Below are 17,659 nucleotides of genomic sequence, written 5' to 3' on the forward strand. Positions count from 1 at the left end.
CCTTCATTAACTAAAGTAGTTCCACTTTTACTATATTCGTATAACAGCCAGTTATTCCCTTATATTTTATTATGAAGTAAATAGTCTAAAAATTCAAATTTTATACAAAGAATGGGTGATCATCATTTATTAAAATACGCTGGATCGTTTTTGCCTTGCCACTTTGATCGTTTATTTCAACAACGACTGCGTTTAGTTGGGTTTTCCCTTCTTTCGTTACTTCAAAACGTACTGGTAAACTAGTTAGGAACTTCTTAATAACAGCTTGACGATCGGTTCCTAGGATTCCATCATATGGACCAGTCATACCTACATCAGTAATATATGCGGTACCTCCATCTAAAATTCTTTCGTCAGCTGTTTGTGTATGGGTATGTGTACCGACCACTGCGCTGACTCTTCCATCAACATACCATGCTAGTGCTTGCTTTTCACTAGTTGCTTCTGCATGAAAATCAACGAAGATAACAGATGTTTCTTTTTTTGCTTGTTCAATCAATTCGTCTATCTTTCGAAAAGGATCATCGATAGCAGGCAAAAACGTTCTTCCTTGTAAATTGATCACAGCAACTTTAATTCCGTTACAATTGATATATTGTAGTCCTTTCCCTGGTGTACCCTCTGGAAAATTAGCTGGACGGATCATATTTTGTGCTTCATCAATAAATTCAAAGATCTCTTTCTTATCCCACGTGTGGTTTCCCATTGTGATAACATCAGCACCCCAACTTAGGAATTGTTTATAAATTTTTTCAGTAATTCCTTTACCAGAGGCAGCATTTTCACCATTCACAATTGTTAGTTGTGGCTGATACTTTTGCTTTAATTTGGGTAAATACGTTTCTAATTGATTTCTTCCAGGTGAGCCAACAACATCACCGACAAATAAAATTTTCAAATTTCATCTTCCTCACTTTTAAATTACTTTTAGTCTCACACATCAACATATAAAAGTCAAAATATGCATATAATAGCTATACGCTTAACTATATGTAAGTAAATAAATAAAGCGACCATGCGGCCGCTTTATTTTGCATATTCAATTGCTCTTGTTTCTCGAATGACTGTTACTTTAATATGGCCTGGATAATTTAACTCACTTTCAATACGTTTTTTAATATCTCTTGCAATACGTAAAGATTCTACGTCGTCAATTACATCCGGTTTAACCATAATACGAACTTCTCTTCCAGCTTGGATCGCAAAAGATTTTTCGACTCCATCATACGATTCAGATATTTCTTCTAGTTTCTCTAATCGCTTGATGTAGTTTTCCAATGTTTCACTTCTAGCGCCTGGTCGCGCAGCTGAAAGGGCGTCAGCAGCGGCAACAAGAACTGCAATTACTGAAGTAGCTTCTTCATCTCCGTGATGCGAAGCAATGGAATTAATAACAATTTCATTTTCTTTATACTTCATTGCTAATTCTTTACCGATTTCAACATGACTACCTTCTACTTCATGATCGATCGCTTTACCGATATCATGCAATAAACCCGCTCGTTTAGCTACAGTAACGTCCTCACCTAACTCTGCAGCGAGTAGTCCTGAGAGATTCGCAACTTCCATTGAATGTTTTAACACATTCTGACCATAACTTGTACGATATTTTAATCGTCCAAGTATTTTCACAAGATCAGGATGAAGTCCATGTACTCCAACTTCAAATGTTGTTTGTTCACCAACTTCACGTATATATTCATCAACTTCTCGTCTTGATTTATCAACCATTTCTTCAATTCGAGCTGGATGGATCCTACCATCTTGCACTAACTTTTCTAAAGCAATGCGGGCAGTTTCTCTCCTAATTGGATCAAAACCAGACAAAATAACCGCTTCTGGCGTGTCATCAATAATTAAATCAATTCCAGTTAATGTTTCAAGCGTACGAATGTTCCGTCCTTCTCTACCAATAATACGACCTTTCATTTCATCGTTAGGTAGATTAACGACAGATACTGTTGTTTCAGCTACATGATCTGCAGCACAACGTTGCATGGCCAGTGACAAAATCTCTTTTGCCTTTTTATCTGACTCTTCTTTCACACGATTTTCTGACTCTTTAATCATTAACGCCGCTTCATGATTAACTTCTTTTTCAACTCGTTCTAGAATTATTTGTCTTGCTTGGTCAGTGGTATATCCGGAAATGCGCTCTAGCTCAGTCTGTTGCTCGCTAAACATAGCTTCCACTTTGCGTTCCATTTCTTCAATTTGTTGTTGTTTTTCTGCTAGCGAACTTTCTTTTTTCTCTAACATGAGCTCACGTTTATCTAGCGTTTCATCTTTTCTGTCTAGATTCTCTTCTTTTTGCAATAGACGATTCTCTTGTTTTTGAAGTTCTACTCGTCGTTCTCGAAGTTCTTCATCTACTTGCTGGCGAATTTTATGATTCTCATCTTTCGCTTCTAACAGTGCCTCTTTCTTAGCAACTTCGGCATTTTTATGTCCTTCTTTAACGATCTGTTCAGCCAACTCTTCGGCACTAGAAATCTTCTTTTCTGCAATAGATTTACGAATCAGATAACCAACAACAATACTGACGATAATTAGCAAAATGGAGATGACTATGAATATAACCCATTCCGTGGTCATGGTTTCACCTCCTCTTGCTATAAATTTGTACAAATCAATTTAAGTCGGCATGTACAGCTTTACCTTTATAAATGCATAATTAATCAAAATTGTATAATAAAATTATACAATTTAATTTTAATCTTGCGTCATGGTAATGTCAAGGAAACGTCATACTTTACACAAAAAACTGATAATCTTAAATAAGACTATCAGTTTTCTTTCTGTTATCTATTAGACATTTTGTTCTTCATCTGTTTTTGGTGTCTCTTCTGGCGCCTCAACACCCATACCATAGTGATTTCGTACTTTAATATAAATTTCTTCCATTATTTCTGGATTTTCTTTTAAGAATTGTTTTGAGTTTTCTCTTCCTTGTCCTAAACGTTCTTCGTTATAGGAATACCAAGCACCACTTTTCGTAACAATATCTAAATCAGAAGCAATATCTAGTAATTCTCCTTCTTTAGAGATACCTTCTCCGTACATAATATCGACTTCTGCTTGTCTAAACGGAGGCGCTACTTTGTTTTTAACAACTTTTATTCTTGTTCTGTTTCCGACCATTTCATTTCCTTGTTTCAACGTTTCAGCACGACGAACTTCTAAACGAACAGAAGAATAAAACTTAAGGGCGCGTCCACCAGGTGTTGTTTCTGGGTTACCGAACATAACTCCAACTTTTTCCCGGATTTGGTTAATAAAGATTGCTGTTGTTCTTGACTTATTAATAGCTCCAGACAACTTACGCAATGCTTGAGACATTAGTCTTGCTTGCAAACCAACGTGGGCGTCTCCCATTTCACCTTCAATCTCGGCTTTAGGAACAAGCGCTGCAACCGAATCAATAACAATCATATCAACGGCACCACTTCGTACTAGTGCTTCTGCAATTTCTAATGCTTGCTCTCCTGTGTCTGGTTGTGAAAGTAATAATTCATCCACATTAACACCTAAACTTCTTGCATAAACAGGATCTAAAGCATGTTCTGCATCAATAAAGGCTGCTTGACCACCTTGTTTCTGTGCTTCGGCAATGGCATGAAGGGAGACCGTTGTTTTACCAGAAGATTCTGGTCCATAAATCTCAACAACACGCCCCCTCGGATATCCTCCAACACCTAATGCAACATCCAACGCTAAAGAACCACTGGAAACAGTAGCTACTTTTTGCTCTGCACGTTCTCCTAACTTCATGATAGAACCTTTACCAAATTGCTTCTCTATAGATTTCAACGCCATATCTAAGGCTTGTTTACGATCACTCACGTTATATTTCCCCCTCGTCATTTAAACTACTACTATCATAACTTGTTTTTTGAGATAAAACAAGTAAAAAGCGAATAAATGTTCGTTATTTTTTAGCTAATATTACTCAACAAAAAATATCATTTCATTAGCTAAAAAATCAAATTTGTCCGTCTTATAGTGTACAAATCTTTTTTTTTAGGAAATTATAATTTATTATTTTTAAGTAGATAGTATAGTAGCTCTAGCCCTTTCTTAACCGAACGCTTCCTTACATAATTTCGATCACCATAAAAGTGATATTTCTCCGTGATGATTACGCTATTCGCTTGATAAATACTTATATAAACTGTTCCTGGTGGTTGACCTTCTAACGCATTTGGTCCTGCAACCCCAGTAAAACTAATCGCTATATCAGCTCGCATAGTTTTTGCCACTTGCTCTGCCATTGCTTTAGCGCAGGCCTTACTCACTGTACCATTTGTTACTAATAATTCTCTTGGTATATTTAATACTGCTTGTTTCACGTGCTCACTGTAACTAACAACACTTCCTTGAAACACTTGACTTGCTCCCGATAGAGAAACTAACGCATCAGCAAATAAACCACCTGTTAGACTCTCAGCCGCAGCTAGCGTCTGTTTTTTTTCTATTAATAGATTCAAAACAGCCGTCTCTATCGATACATCATCATACCCATAGTAGTACGAACCAACGATAGCAAGTACTTCTTGTTGCTTTTGTTCGATCATTTGATTTGCTTGGTCAGCTGTATTTGCTTTTGCCGTAATACGGACTGCAACTTCACCATCAGAAGCTAATGGAGCTACGGTCGGATTAACTTGATCTGACACAATCGATTGGATTTTTGTTTCCAATTGAGCTTCACCAATTCCAATAAAACGAAGCATTCGAGATGAAATTACTTCTTCTAAGGAGAGTTGGTCTTTTAAATATGGTATAACAAACTCCGTCATCATCTGTTTCATTTCCCTGGGAACGCCTGGCATAAAAATAAACATAGTTTGTTCATAAGAAACAATCATTCCTGGTGCAGTACCTATATGATTATCGATAATCGTAGCATCAGGAAATACCATCGCTTGCTTACGATTATTCGCTGTTACTTGACGATTATTTTTGGAAAAATAATGATGAATTGTAGTAAGAACATCCTCATTTAACTCTAATAATTCACCTGTGAGACTCGCGAATGCCTCTCTGGTTAGATCATCTTCTGTAGGGCCAAGACCACCTGTTACGAATACTATATCCGAACGACCTTTTGCTTCATCAAAACAACGCTCTACTCGTGCTAGATTGTCACCTACAACTTGATGATAATATACACTCAAACCAATATCAGCCAACTTATCTGATATCCATTGTGCATTGGTATTGGCAATTTGTCCTAATAGAAGTTCTGTACCTACACCAATAATCTCAGCTTTATACGTTTTTTCCATTATTTAGACCCTTTCATTACATGCCAATTTTTTATAAAGTAATCTACTCCTGATAAAACAGTTAAAATTAATGCAATGTATAACGTTACGATATCAAAAGGAAAACTAATATAAGCAAATGGGAAATTATGAAGTAACAATGTGGCTATCGAAACTAGCTGAAATGTTGTTTTCCATTTCCCCATATTTCCAGCTGCTAACACAAGCCCTTCCCCAGCCGCTACTAACCTAAGACCTGTAATGGCAAATTCTCTACTAATGATAATAATAACAATCCAAGCAGGTACCATCCCCATTTCAATAAGTAAAATATAAGCTGCAGATACCAATAGTTTGTCAGCCATTGGATCTAAAAATTTTCCTAAATTCGTAACTAAGTTATATTTTCTAGCATAGTACCCATCAATCCAATCTGTACCTGCTGCAATGATAAATAGCAGAGCAGCTACAAAATCGACAATAGGTAGTGTTTCTGTACCCATCGTCCAAATTCCCCAATTTATCGGTAATGTTAAAAGCAAAATAAAAATTGGAATTAAAAAAATACGTGATAATGTAATTCGATTTGGTATGTTCATTGTGATTTCCCCTTTTTTGCAATGATAAACCCTTCCCACCTTGCGATGAAAAGGGTATCTCGCCACCTTATTCTGTAACCTGATTCATATTAATCCAAACTTGCTGTACTGCAGTAGGACTACTAATATCATCAGATAATTCTAACATTGTCCCATTTAACTCAATGGAGATAGTTGTTGGTTCACCAAAACGCAAGTAAATCTGTTCTAAATCAGAGACGTCTAATTCAACTGGCGAATTACTTGATTGTAATGTACCATAGAATAAACTTTCCCCATTACTGTCTTCAATTTCAAGCCAGTTTTGATTCTCTGTCGATACTACTAAGGCTACCTCATCCTCTGCATACGTGAAATCATAAGTTGATTCGTCGTTTTCAAATTGCGTCAGTTCTAATGTAGGTTCTTGATCCTCTGCAGAGGTTGACTCCTCTGTTGATTGTTCTTGATCAGATCCATCCTCATTTGTTTGACCCTTTTCTGTTGTTTCAGAAGATTCATTATTCGCTGATGCATCGTCTGAATCTGAACGCACTTTCACTTCATCTCCGCTTTGCTCCGTGTTGTTTGCAGAAGGTGTATTATTATTATCTGTAAACATACCGCTAGTAACAAATAGATAAATAACGAAAGCAACGCCAATGATTAAGATTACAACGATAATGGTGGGAAGCAATGAAAAAATAGGCGAGCTTTTTTCTGAGACATTCGTATCTTTCCTGCTGCGTTGTACACGATTATAATCAATGGAATGATCTTCTTCTGTCACTGGTAATTCATGGCTGTAAGTCTCTAGCAATTCATTAGCATCAAGTCCAACCGCAACAGCATACTCTTTAATAAAAGCACGGGCATAAAAAGACCCTGGTAACAAAGAAAAATCACCATTTTCAATAGCTCGTAAATATCTTGGTTGAATTTTTGTCATGTCTTGAATATCTTGTAGTGAGAGATTTTTGGCTTCTCTCGCTTCTTTTAATCTCATACCGATTTCCATGTTAACACCATCCAATTAAATATAAAAAGTAAATCATCACACTATTTACTATTATTATCATAAATGATTTTTATCATTTATTAAAGATCTAATTATACAAATTTTGTTTTATTTAATTTAATATTTGTTTTTTATGTAACTTTTTTTATAAATGAGTCAATTTCATAATTTATTTCTATTTAATAAAACACGAACATTACATGGATATTTCTTTTACATGTTTTCTTTACAAATAAGGGAAGGAAGCAAATGGGGAGACTCCTCGAAAATAAAAAGCTAATTTCTTCGTGCGATGATTCGCTGCCAAAGCGTTCCTTATCCTGAAGGAATAGCAGATGATCTTGGTGGGACGAGTAATCGCAGTCCCAGATGATCTTGGTGGGACGAGTGATCGCAGTCCCATCAGCCGAAGATTCACTTTTGTTGATGAAGGAATGTTAGACTAAAACCGTCACGTCGTGTGACAACATCTAACTGACCCACATCTTGTGGGCCCGAGGTGATACCTTCGGAAAGCGACCTCATTTGCTGACTGCACGGAGCTAATATGCTACATATAATTATTTTATTCGTGTTTGTCAAACAAATATTGAATTATGAAATTAACTCAAATATATTAATAATATGTGAATAGGTGCCATTATAAGCTAAGGGATAACTTTAATGCGGCGATACAAACAAGGAGAAAGAAAAGCCCTTGCAGATGCAAGGACTTTTTGTATTTAACGATCTGTACCCTCGTTTTGCACTAATTTAACCATCATATTCGCAATGGCATGTTGTTCTTTTTTATCCGCAACATTCCACAGTTCTTTAATAACTGCTTCTTGACCATTTTTTGCATCCACATGATGTGATAGATAATCACCAATATCATAGGCTACATCAGATATAGCTTGTTGACTTATACCTTGTGTTTGGGCTTGGTGTAAGCGATCGCCAAGGAAATCTTTCCATGATTCGAAATTATCTAGAACAGACATTTACCTTTTCCCTCCTTCCATTGACTTGCACCAATAGGTTGTGAAAATAGAAAGGAAAATATACATGTATTTGTTACCAAGCGCCGTCGATATTGATGTTTTCTCCATTTATATAGGTAGCGTGTGGTTGACATAGAAATGTGACTAAATCGGCGACCTCTTCCACTTTGCCCATTCGGTTAGCCGGAATATCTTGAACCAATGCATCAACTTCTTCTTTCGATAGATCCGCATTCATCTTTGTATTAATTAAACCAGGACTAACAGCGTTAACGCGGATATTGCTACTAGCGACTTCCTTTGCTAAGGCTTTTACAAAACTATTTTGCGCTCCCTTTACCGATGAATAGATAACTTCTGAACTAGCACCAACATTTCCCCAAATCGATGATATCACGATGATATTCCCATGTTGATTACGAATCATGGTAGGTAAGAAAAACTGTGTGATTAGCCATAACGCTTTTACATGCACATGAAATAGCTCATCCATTACTTGTTTAGGTGTCTCTTGGAATAAGCCACTATACGCTTGACCATTAGCAAACACAAGATGAGATGGTACAAATGAAACAGAATTGATAAACGCTTCAATACCAGATCCTGTACTTAAATCGCCACGAAGAACTTCTACTACCGTTTCGTTTGGTAAAGCTGGTAGCAATTCGTCGATACTCTTTCTGTTTGTATGGTAATGTAGGGAAAGAGTGTACCCATCCCGTGCTAACTGTAAGGCAACAGCTTTCCCAATATCACCACTTGCTCCAATAATTAGACAATGCTTATCCATTTGTAGCTGCCTTGGTTGGAACGACTTGAAAAACTGTAACATTGGTGTCATTAACCCAGTGTTGTAAGTAATCGTTGACGTCTTCTATCGTAATTTGATTAAGTGCTGGTAACATATTAAAATAATCAAATCCTAACGTCTTATAATGAATAAATTGTTGGGCAGTTGCCTCTAAACTATTCATACTTCTTAATATTTCCCCAGTTTTCTTTCTTTTCATTCGTTCAAATTCTTCTGTCGTCAGTGTAGTTTTTTTCCACCTTAGCAGTTGATCTTTCATTTGGTCTGCTAATTGATCAGGTTTCGTGGTATTTCCACCTAAAATAGAAAATGCAAAATTCTTTTCACGATTCACTTCAAAGGAAAAATGATCATCAATTAAATCCTTTTCATAAAGTTCTTGATAAAATGCCCCACTTTTCGAATAAAAATGATCTAGTAACATGTCTGAAATTAAATCATGTTTCATGAATTCTTGGTCAATGGATTGCAGGTTTTCTTTAATTCCTACCAAGCACTTCGGTACAGAAACCGGCATTTCTAATACCTCTTTTTGGCTTGCTACAGTTGCAGGTTCTTCAGGTAAAGATCGTTCAATCGACTTGAATGGTGCAAATTCTTTTTCTTGCTGATTCTTCTTAATAAGATCCATCATCTCTTCCGCTTCAAAATTACCAGCCAAAAATAAAATCATATTAGCAGGGTGATAAAAAGTATGGTAACACGTGTACAAATCATTTTTGGTAATTGCCTGAATGGTATCAACAGTACCAGCAATATCAATTTGAACTGGGTGCGCATGATACATATTGCCAATGGTTCCAAAAAAAGCACGCCAATCTGGCTGATCATCATACATACGGATCTCTTGCGCAATAATACCTTTTTCTTTTTCAACTGATTGATCAGAAAAATAGGGCTCTTGGACGAAATCAAGCAACGTTTCAACGTTAGATTCTATAGATTCTGTAGCAGAGAACAAGTAAGCTGTTTTTGTAAAAGAAGTAAATGCGTTTGCTGATGCTCCTCGTTTTGTGAAATCTTGAAAAACGTCACGATCTTCTTTTTCAAATAACTTGTGCTCTAAAAAATGCGCAATACCGTCTGGCACATTGATATAAGCATCTTGCTGAATTGGTATAAAAGATTGATCAATTGAGCCATAATCGGTTGCAAATATAGCAAAAGTCTTTGCCATTTCGTTTTTTGGCAACAAATAAACTTGTAAACCATTAGCAAGTTTTTCTTCATATAATGTCTCTTTTAATTGTTCATAATATTGCTTATTCATCGTTTTCTCCTCCATCAGCGGTTAAGAAATAGACAGTATCTAACTGTAATTGTTGAGCTACTTTTAATACATCAGCCTTTGTTACTGTACTAATCTGTGATAAAAAGTCTTCTGGCGTTTGGGTCGTTTCAGCTAGCACTTGATGATACAGTATTTCAATTAAACCGTTGGGATTATCAATGGTTTCTTTCCATTGATTGGTAATCTGTTTTTTTGCTTCTTCCACATCATCAGCAGAAAATTCACCATTCACCATGTCATCGATCTGAGCTACAATAATTTCTTTAGCCTTATAAAAATCTTTAGGGTCAATGCCACTAAACACAAATAAAAGCCCTTTATGACTTTCAAATCTTGAAGCAGCATAATACGCTAAGCTATTTTTTTCTCTTACATTCATAAACAATTTTGAACTAGGAAACCCTCCAAATACTCCATTAAACACTTGTAGGGCAGGATAAAGCGGATCAGCGAATTTTATCGAAGATCTGTAACCTAGATGTAATTTTGCTTGCTGAACAGGCTGCTTTTCGATTACTTCTTTTGCTTGTTGAATAGTTGGCTTTTCTTCTTGTATTTGATTCACTTTAGGTTGTCTGTCTGCATTGAAATATGACTGAATATATTCGCTTACATTCATGGAAGAAAAATCACCTAAAACATAGATATCCATTTTGTCTTCTTGAAGCAATTGTTGATAGTATCGGTATAAGTTCTTTTCATCAATTGTATCTAAGTCTTCTTCGTATCCATGAACATGCAAACGATAAGACTCATCTTCACACATTTCATCAATTAACCGCATGTTAGCATAGCTCATTTTATTGTCTACAATCGCGTTTATTTTTTGCTTTAATGTTTGTTTTTCTCTTGTCACCACATTGGTATCAAATGATTGCTCTGTTGCCTTCGGAAAGTAAATTACTTCATGCAGAAATTTTATTGCTTCTTCAAAGATATTCGTTTCTGTCGTTAAGTAAGCTTGATTAGCCACTTCCATTCGAAACGACAAAATATGGTTGTTGCCTTTTTTTCCTCCATCAATAGATAAATGAGCGCCATACAAATTATCTAAAGCTTGCCTAAATTGATGTTGGGTTGGATAATTACGTGTACCCTGTTGCAATACAAATGGCAATAATGCTCGATAAGTAATGGTATCTTTAGCTAGTGTCGCTTTAAATTTCACGACAATATCAACAGTTTTAAACTTCTTACTATCGATTACATGAAGTTTATATCCGTTGTAATCATATGTTTGTTCATTTGTTACAGTCAATGCGAACGCCTCCTCTTACTTCTTACATCCTTATTATATTTGTATTATTACTATCCCCTTAAAACTTATTCTACCGAAAAAAAAGCCCGGTAACAATTACCAGGCTTTTTGATTCTATTTTTTTATTAACGAGAACCTTTAATATATGGGTCACCACTAGCTTTAGGCGCTTCTGCTCTGCCAATAAAACCAGCTAAAGCAAGAATTGTTAAGACATATGGTGCAATTATTAGATACACAGATGGTACATCAGCTAAGAAAGGAATATTTGAACTGATAATACTTAAACTTTGAGCAAAGCCAAAGAACAATGCTGCCCCTAATGCACCTATTGGGTGCCATTTACCAAATATTACAGCAGCAAGCGCCATAAAGCCTTGACCAACAATGGTAGATCCTGAAAAATTAAGCGCAATCGTTAAGGCAAATACCGATCCACCTAATCCTCCAAGTGCTCCAGAGAGCATAACCGCGATATAACGCATTTTATATACATTAATACCATTCGTGTCCGCAGCCATCGGATGCTCGCCAACAGAACGAAGACGCAAGCCAAATGCTGTTTTATAAAGAACAAACCAAATCAATATAGCTAATCCAATTGCTAAGTAAGACGTGTAATAAGCACCCGCGAAAAACATCTTCCCAATAACTGGTATATCTGATAATATCGGTACATTACTTGAATAGAATGGCTGTGATACCATATCTGTCTGGCCTTTCCCATACCATTGCTTCGTTAAAAACACACCTAACCCTACTGCAAGAAAGTTAATTGCTACACCACTTACTACTTGGTCAGCTCGAAAGGAAACTGAGGCAACTGCGTGTAGTAAAGAAAATAGCGCAGAAATAATTGCAGCTACAAGGATAGATACCCAAGGCGTTGCTGCGCCTAACACATCAGCAAACGTTAAGTTAAAAACAATACCGACAAAGGCTCCCATAACCATTAAACCTTCTAGACCAATGTTTACAACACCAGATCGTTCACTTAGCACACCACCTAGAGCGGTAAAAATAAGTGGAGCAGAATAAAATAATGCGATTGGAATAATAGATTGTAGGATATCTAAAAGTGCCATTTATTTCTCCTCCTTTCTTAACCGCAATAAAGCCCAACGAATGATGTAGCTTGATGCGACAAAGAAAATAATTAAAGCAATAACGATTTCTACTAATTCTGATGGTACACCTGCAGTGGTAGGCATGTTTAACGCACCTACTTTTAAAGCACCAAATAAGAAAGCAGAAATGACAATACCTAAACCAGTATTTCCTCCTAATAAGGCCACCGCGATCCCATCAAAACCTAAGTTGGTGAATGCGGAATGGGAAGGCATGTAACCGAACGTTCCCAGCCCTTCCATCGCACCTGCAAGTCCTGCAAAAGCGCCCGAAATGATCATAGAAGTAATAATATTTTTCTTCACATTCATACCAGCGTATTTCGAAGCGTCCGGATTAAAACCGACTGCTCGAAATTCGTAACCAGCTGTTGTTTTTTCTAAAATAAACCACATAATAAAAGCGGCAAATAAAGCAATAAGAATTCCATAATGCATTCTTGAATATTCGGTAATTTGCATTAACCAATCAGACGCAAGCGATGCAGAATTCGCAATTGGATCTGAAGAATCGCCACCATCACTTAGTACATGTCGAATCATATAATTTGAAACGTGTAGGGCAATGTAGTTCAACATAATCGTTATAATTACTTCATGAACACCTTTTGTAGCTTTTAACAGTCCAGGTAAAAAACCCCATAATGCACCTGCAAAGGCAGCTGCTAAAACTGCTAGTGGCAAGTGAATAATCATTGGTGCTTCGAAACTTGAACCTACCCATACTGCCGCAACCCATCCAACAATAACTTGACCTTCAGCACCAATGTTGAAAAGACCACTTCGGAAGGCAAATGCAACAGCTAGTCCTGTTAAAATGTATGGTGTCACCTGACGAATAGTTTCACCGAAAAAGTAACCACTTCCAAATGCACCATTCCATAATGCTTGATAACCGTTTATTGGATTATACCCAAAAGCTAACATGATGATTGCACCAGCTAACAAACCAAGAAACACAGAAATTAGTGGCACTAATATATTAAATAATCGATTAGTAAACATTTTACTGATCACCCGCCTTCTGCTTTGTACTTCCGGCCATTAGCAAGCCAAGTTCTTGTTCGTTTGTTTCTTCAGGCTTCACATTGGCTACAATATTACCATCAAACATAACAGCAATACGATCGCTAACATTTAATATTTCATCCAATTCAAAAGATAATAGTAAAACAGCTTTTCCTTTATCTCTCTCTTCAATTAATCGCTTATGAATAAATTCAATTGCACCGACATCTAACCCTCTCGTTGGTTGCGCAGCAATTAATAGTTCTGGCGAACGATCCACTTCTCTAGCAATAATTGCTTTCTGTTGGTTACCGCCAGATAAAGCACGTGCTGGCGTATAAGGACTTGGTGTCCGTACATCATACTCTTCAATTAATTTGTTCGCATGTTTATAAATTTCTTTGAATGACAAAATTCCCATATTAGAAAACGGCTTTTTATAATAGGTTTGTAACACCATATTTTCACCAATTGGATAATCAAGAACAAGCCCAAATTTATGTCTATCTTGAGGGATATGCGCCAATCCTGACTCCGTAATTTTTCGAGGTGATAAGTTGGTGATTAGTTTCCCGTTCAAACGAATGTCTCCAGTTTCAGCCTTTCGAAGTCCCGTAAGAGCTTCAATTAGTTCAGTCTGACCATTGCCGTCAATCCCAGCAATACCGACTATCTCTCCTGCTTTTACGGAAAGGTCTAGTCCTTTTACCATCAACACATTACGGATGTCTTTCACTTCAAGACCTTTTATGCTAAGCACTTCTTCTTGCGGCTGAGCAGGCGATTTTTCTGTGGTGAAACTGATCTCTCGCCCAACCATTAAGGAAGCTAATTCATTAGGATTAGTTTCTTTTACATCAACCGTACCAATACCTTCACCTTTTCTAATTACTGTACAACGATCACACACTTCCATAATTTCTTTTAATTTGTGTGTGATTAAAATGATCGAAATACCTTCTTTAATTAATGATTTCATAATATTCATGAGTTCTTTGATTTCTTGCGGTGTGAGCACAGCTGTCGGTTCATCTAAAATCAACACTTCTGCTCCACGATACAATGTCTTCAATATCTCTACACGTTGCTGCATGCCAACAGAAATATCTCGAATTTTGGCTCTCGGATCAACATCTAAACCATATTTTTTAGATAATTCCTCTATATCTTTTTCTGCCTTTTTGACATCAACCACTGTCCCACGCTTTGGCTCACTACCTAAGATAATATTCTGTGTTACCGTAAACGTGTCTACCAACATAAAATGCTGATGCACCATACCAATGCCTAGATCATTGGCCACATTTGGATTGGTTATTTTTACTTGCTTACCTTTTACCCGTATCTCTCCTTGTTCTGGTTGATAAAGGCCAAATAAAACATTCATTAGCGTGGACTTACCTGCTCCATTTTCCCCTAAGAGTGCGTGGATCTCGCCTTGCTTCACTTGAAGATTTATATTATTATTCGCCACAATACCAGGAAATTCTTTGCGTATGCGAAGCATTTCAACCACATAATTCTCCATGAATTTCTCACTCCTTCTACAAAGTATCTTACAAAAATCTGCAAATGAAAAGGGGAGAGTTATTTCTCTTCATTTGAAGATTTTTATTGTTTAACATTTATCAATTTTATAATTGCATCCACACTTATCAAACACGAACCTTAAATTAATATTTCCTTTAACTGTTTTCTTTATAAATAAGTGAAGGAAGCAATTGGGGGAGATTCCTCGAAAATAAAAGGCTATTTTCTTCGTGCGATGATTCGCTGCCGAGGCGTTCCTTATCCTGACGGAAACGCTTCAACCGAAAATCCACTTTTGTTGATGAAGGAATGTTAGACTAAAACCGTCACGTCATGTGACAACGTCTAGCTGACTCACGTCTTGTGGCCCCGAGGTCTTGCCTAGAAAGCAACCGCGTATGGACCGACTGAACGCATCAGATGCACTACATTTAGTCTGAAATATCTTTCGTATTTTTTAATCAAACATTGTAATGATGTAATTGATTCAACATAGATGAAAAAGGCTAGAAAATCTCTAGCCTTTTTCATCATTGAAAGCAATTAAGATTTAAATTCTTACAATTCATCAAGGTAAGTTTCAAGTTCGTCGATTGTTTTAGGAACTGTTACTTCACCATCAAGAATTTTTTGTTTCCACTCTTCAACGGCTGCACCGATTTCTTCGGTATACGCTTCTTCATTTGTCTTCGCTACACCGACACCATCTTGTTTAAGACCAAAAGTTAATGTTTCTCCACCTGGGAATTCTCCATCAAGTGCTTGTTGTGCAACAGTTTGTACTGCAACATCCACACGTTTTAACATAGATGTTAAAGTTACATTCATATCACCAATTGCACCTTCATCATACTGGTCACGGTCGACACCAATCACCCACACGTTTGCATCAGGGTCACCATTTTTGATGTCTTTCGCTTGTGCAAACACACCATTTCCAGTTGCACCAGAAGAATGATAAATAACGTCAACATCAGAATTGTACATATTTGCTGCAATTGCTTTTCCTTTATCAGGAGCTGCAAATGATTCAGCATAATCTACTTCTACTTCAATATCAGGATTAACAGATTTAGCACCAGCTCGATAACCAGCTTCGAATTTTTTAATTAGGTCACTTTCTTCTCCACCAATGAATCCAATTTTACCAGTTTCAGATTTCATTGCAGCTGCAACACCCACTAAGAAAGAACCTTGATGTTCAGCAAATGTAAGACTAGCTACGTTGTCTCCTTCAACTGCTGAATCAATAATTGCAAAGTTTGTATCTGGATTTTGTTTTGCCACCTTACCTAATGCATCTGCTAGTTTATAACCAACACCAAAAATCAAGTTATAATCTTGTTTTACTAAACGATTTAAGTTTGGCATGAAGTCTGCATCTTGTTCAGACTGTGCGTAATCATAGCCTGCACCTTTCTCTAAACCATTCTCGGCACCAAATGCTTTTAGGCCTTCCCAAGAAGATTGGTTAAATGATTTATCATCTACACCACCAACATCAGTTACCATTGCAACACTAAAGTCATTCGTTCCTTCAGTTGTTCCCTCATCTGATGCCCCAGCATCTTCTTGTTCATTTGCATTCTCATCTGACGTTCCACAAGCAGCTAAAAGAAGCACAGCCGCAAAAAGCATACTAAATACTAGAAATAAATGATTTTTTTTCATTGTTTTACCCCCAAAAGTAATATTTATTTGATATTAAGTAGCAAATCCTAATCTGATGTAACGCATCACCTCCCTAAATAAATTTAAGTTCTTTGACGTACGACATAAAAGCGAAACACATCAGGACGGAAATAATTTTCCGAAAATAAAACTGGTTCGTCCGATTCCGTATAATGAATTTGCTTCAGTAATAGCATGGCTTGATCTGGTTGACAATTCAAAATCGGGGAGATTTTTTCATCGTAGCTAATTGGTTCAATAAAAGCCACCGCATAAGAAATTCGCATTTCACTATGCTCTTCTAATAATTGAAAAATAGAATGTTTACTATGTAGTTGGCTCATGGGCAAGAGTTGTTGATTAACTTTATCAATGCAATATACAACAGGGTCACCATCTGCAGTTCGAACCCGCTCGATCTTTGCAATCTTATCGGTTTCAGCTGATCGTAGATATTGGTAATCATACTTTGTAGGATTGACAATATCTGCAGAAACATACTGCGTACCAGGTGTTTTCCCAGCATGTTGAATCATTTTTGTTACACTACGTAACTGTTCAATCCCTGAAGAAAAAATTGGTTGGGAATTTATAAAAACCCCCACTCCTGCACGCCTTGTAAGAATGTCTTCGTTTACTGCAAGTTGGATAACTTCCTTCATTGTTTCATAAGATACTTGATAGTTTTTAGCTAGCTCGAAAACTGAAGGCAACTTTTCTTTTTCTTGAAAAAAACCATTTTCAATATCCTGTTTTAAAGTAAGTAATGTTTTCTCCATGTCTGTATGTGAATTTTCTTCGTAAGACATTCATGAACCTCCAGTATTTACAGCCAATTAATATGGTCACACAATAATATAACATTATTAATTCGAGAAATAAATACTAAATTAGACATAAACTTTGGAAAAGCAGTGATTCTTATTAAATCAAGGATGTAAACGGTTTATTTTCGGTAGGACGTCCAACCTCACAGGCGGTGTAAACGTTCTCTTTTATGGGTTGGACGTCCATCCATATGACCAAATATACCCACGTTCACATTGAAATTCAACAAAAAATATACAGGAAAAGACTGGGAGAAAAGAGTAAAGGAATAGGAAAAATCCGAACGTTA

Annotated in this window: 15 protein-coding genes; all 15 read right to left on the bottom strand. The window is 36.6% G+C overall.

Features of this window, described 5'->3' with window-relative positions; genetic code table 11:
* Nucleotides 1-100: 100 nt before the first annotated feature.
* The 15 genes from DES48_RS02340 to DES48_RS02410 all read right to left on the bottom strand — a co-directional run bounded on the left by DES48_RS02340 (nucleotide 101) and on the right by DES48_RS02410 (nucleotide 17,351).
* Nucleotides 101-898 (bottom strand): TIGR00282 family metallophosphoesterase, encoded by a 798-nt coding sequence (locus DES48_RS02340; protein ID WP_079709517.1) that lies wholly within the window; start codon nucleotides 896-898, stop codon nucleotides 101-103.
* 128 nt (nucleotides 899-1,026) lie between these two features.
* A complete protein-coding gene (gene rny, locus DES48_RS02345) occupies nucleotides 1,027-2,595 on the bottom strand; it encodes a ribonuclease Y (protein WP_079709516.1) in 1,569 nt (522 codons plus the stop codon).
* 213 nt (nucleotides 2,596-2,808) lie between these two features.
* Complete coding sequence (gene recA / locus DES48_RS02350) at nucleotides 2,809-3,843, bottom strand: recombinase RecA (RefSeq protein ID WP_113866529.1); 1,035 nt, start codon at nucleotides 3,841-3,843, stop codon at nucleotides 2,809-2,811.
* Nucleotides 3,844-4,028: 185 nt separating this feature from the next.
* Complete coding sequence (locus DES48_RS02355) at nucleotides 4,029-5,288, bottom strand: competence/damage-inducible protein A (RefSeq protein WP_113866531.1); 1,260 nt, start codon at nucleotides 5,286-5,288, stop codon at nucleotides 4,029-4,031.
* Nucleotides 5,288-5,866, bottom strand: coding sequence for a CDP-diacylglycerol--glycerol-3-phosphate 3-phosphatidyltransferase (gene pgsA, locus DES48_RS02360; RefSeq protein WP_079709513.1), 579 nt, complete (start codon nucleotides 5,864-5,866; stop codon nucleotides 5,288-5,290). The genes DES48_RS02355 and pgsA overlap by 1 nt, the downstream gene beginning before the upstream one ends.
* A gap of 67 nt (nucleotides 5,867-5,933) precedes the next feature.
* On the bottom strand, nucleotides 5,934-6,863 hold the full coding sequence (locus tag DES48_RS02365) for a helix-turn-helix domain-containing protein (protein ID WP_113866533.1): 930 nt from the start codon (nucleotides 6,861-6,863) through the stop codon (nucleotides 5,934-5,936).
* A 722-nt stretch (nucleotides 6,864-7,585) separates the two neighbouring features.
* Nucleotides 7,586-7,846: a DUF3243 domain-containing protein gene (locus DES48_RS02370; RefSeq protein WP_079709511.1), complete on the bottom strand. Its 261-nt coding sequence runs from the start codon at nucleotides 7,844-7,846 to the stop codon at nucleotides 7,586-7,588.
* A 73-nt stretch (nucleotides 7,847-7,919) separates the two neighbouring features.
* On the bottom strand, nucleotides 7,920-8,636 hold the full coding sequence (gene ymfI, locus DES48_RS02375; RefSeq protein WP_079709510.1) for an elongation factor P 5-aminopentanone reductase: 717 nt from the start codon (nucleotides 8,634-8,636) through the stop codon (nucleotides 7,920-7,922).
* Nucleotides 8,629-9,927, bottom strand: a complete 1,299-nt coding sequence (yfmH, locus tag DES48_RS02380; protein WP_113866535.1) for an EF-P 5-aminopentanol modification-associated protein YfmH — start codon at nucleotides 9,925-9,927, stop codon at nucleotides 8,629-8,631. The genes ymfI and yfmH overlap by 8 nt, the downstream gene beginning before the upstream one ends.
* Nucleotides 9,920-11,206, bottom strand: coding sequence for an EF-P 5-aminopentanol modification-associated protein YfmF (gene yfmF, locus DES48_RS02385; protein ID WP_113866537.1), 1,287 nt, complete (start codon nucleotides 11,204-11,206; stop codon nucleotides 9,920-9,922). The genes yfmH and yfmF overlap by 8 nt, the downstream gene beginning before the upstream one ends.
* Nucleotides 11,207-11,331: 125 nt before the next feature.
* Nucleotides 11,332-12,291, bottom strand: a complete 960-nt coding sequence (locus DES48_RS02390; RefSeq protein ID WP_079709507.1) for an ABC transporter permease — start codon at nucleotides 12,289-12,291, stop codon at nucleotides 11,332-11,334.
* On the bottom strand, nucleotides 12,292-13,338 hold the full coding sequence (locus DES48_RS02395; protein ID WP_113866539.1) for an ABC transporter permease: 1,047 nt from the start codon (nucleotides 13,336-13,338) through the stop codon (nucleotides 12,292-12,294).
* Between the two features lies 1 nt (nucleotide 13,339).
* Nucleotides 13,340-14,869 carry an ABC transporter ATP-binding protein gene (locus DES48_RS02400; protein ID WP_113866541.1) on the bottom strand — a complete coding sequence of 510 codons (1,530 nt, stop codon included), beginning with the start codon at nucleotides 14,867-14,869 and terminating at the stop codon, nucleotides 13,340-13,342.
* A gap of 560 nt (nucleotides 14,870-15,429) precedes the next feature.
* Nucleotides 15,430-16,542 carry a BMP family lipoprotein gene (locus DES48_RS02405; protein ID WP_113866543.1) on the bottom strand — a complete coding sequence of 371 codons (1,113 nt, stop codon included), beginning with the start codon at nucleotides 16,540-16,542 and terminating at the stop codon, nucleotides 15,430-15,432.
* An 83-nt stretch (nucleotides 16,543-16,625) separates the two neighbouring features.
* On the bottom strand, nucleotides 16,626-17,351 hold the full coding sequence (locus tag DES48_RS02410; RefSeq protein WP_079709503.1) for a GntR family transcriptional regulator: 726 nt from the start codon (nucleotides 17,349-17,351) through the stop codon (nucleotides 16,626-16,628).
* Nucleotides 17,352-17,659: the final 308 nt, after the last annotated feature.

This window comes from Paraliobacillus ryukyuensis, from assembly GCF_003315295.1.
GTDB classification, from domain to species: Bacteria; Bacillota; Bacilli; order Bacillales; family Amphibacillaceae; genus Paraliobacillus; species Paraliobacillus ryukyuensis.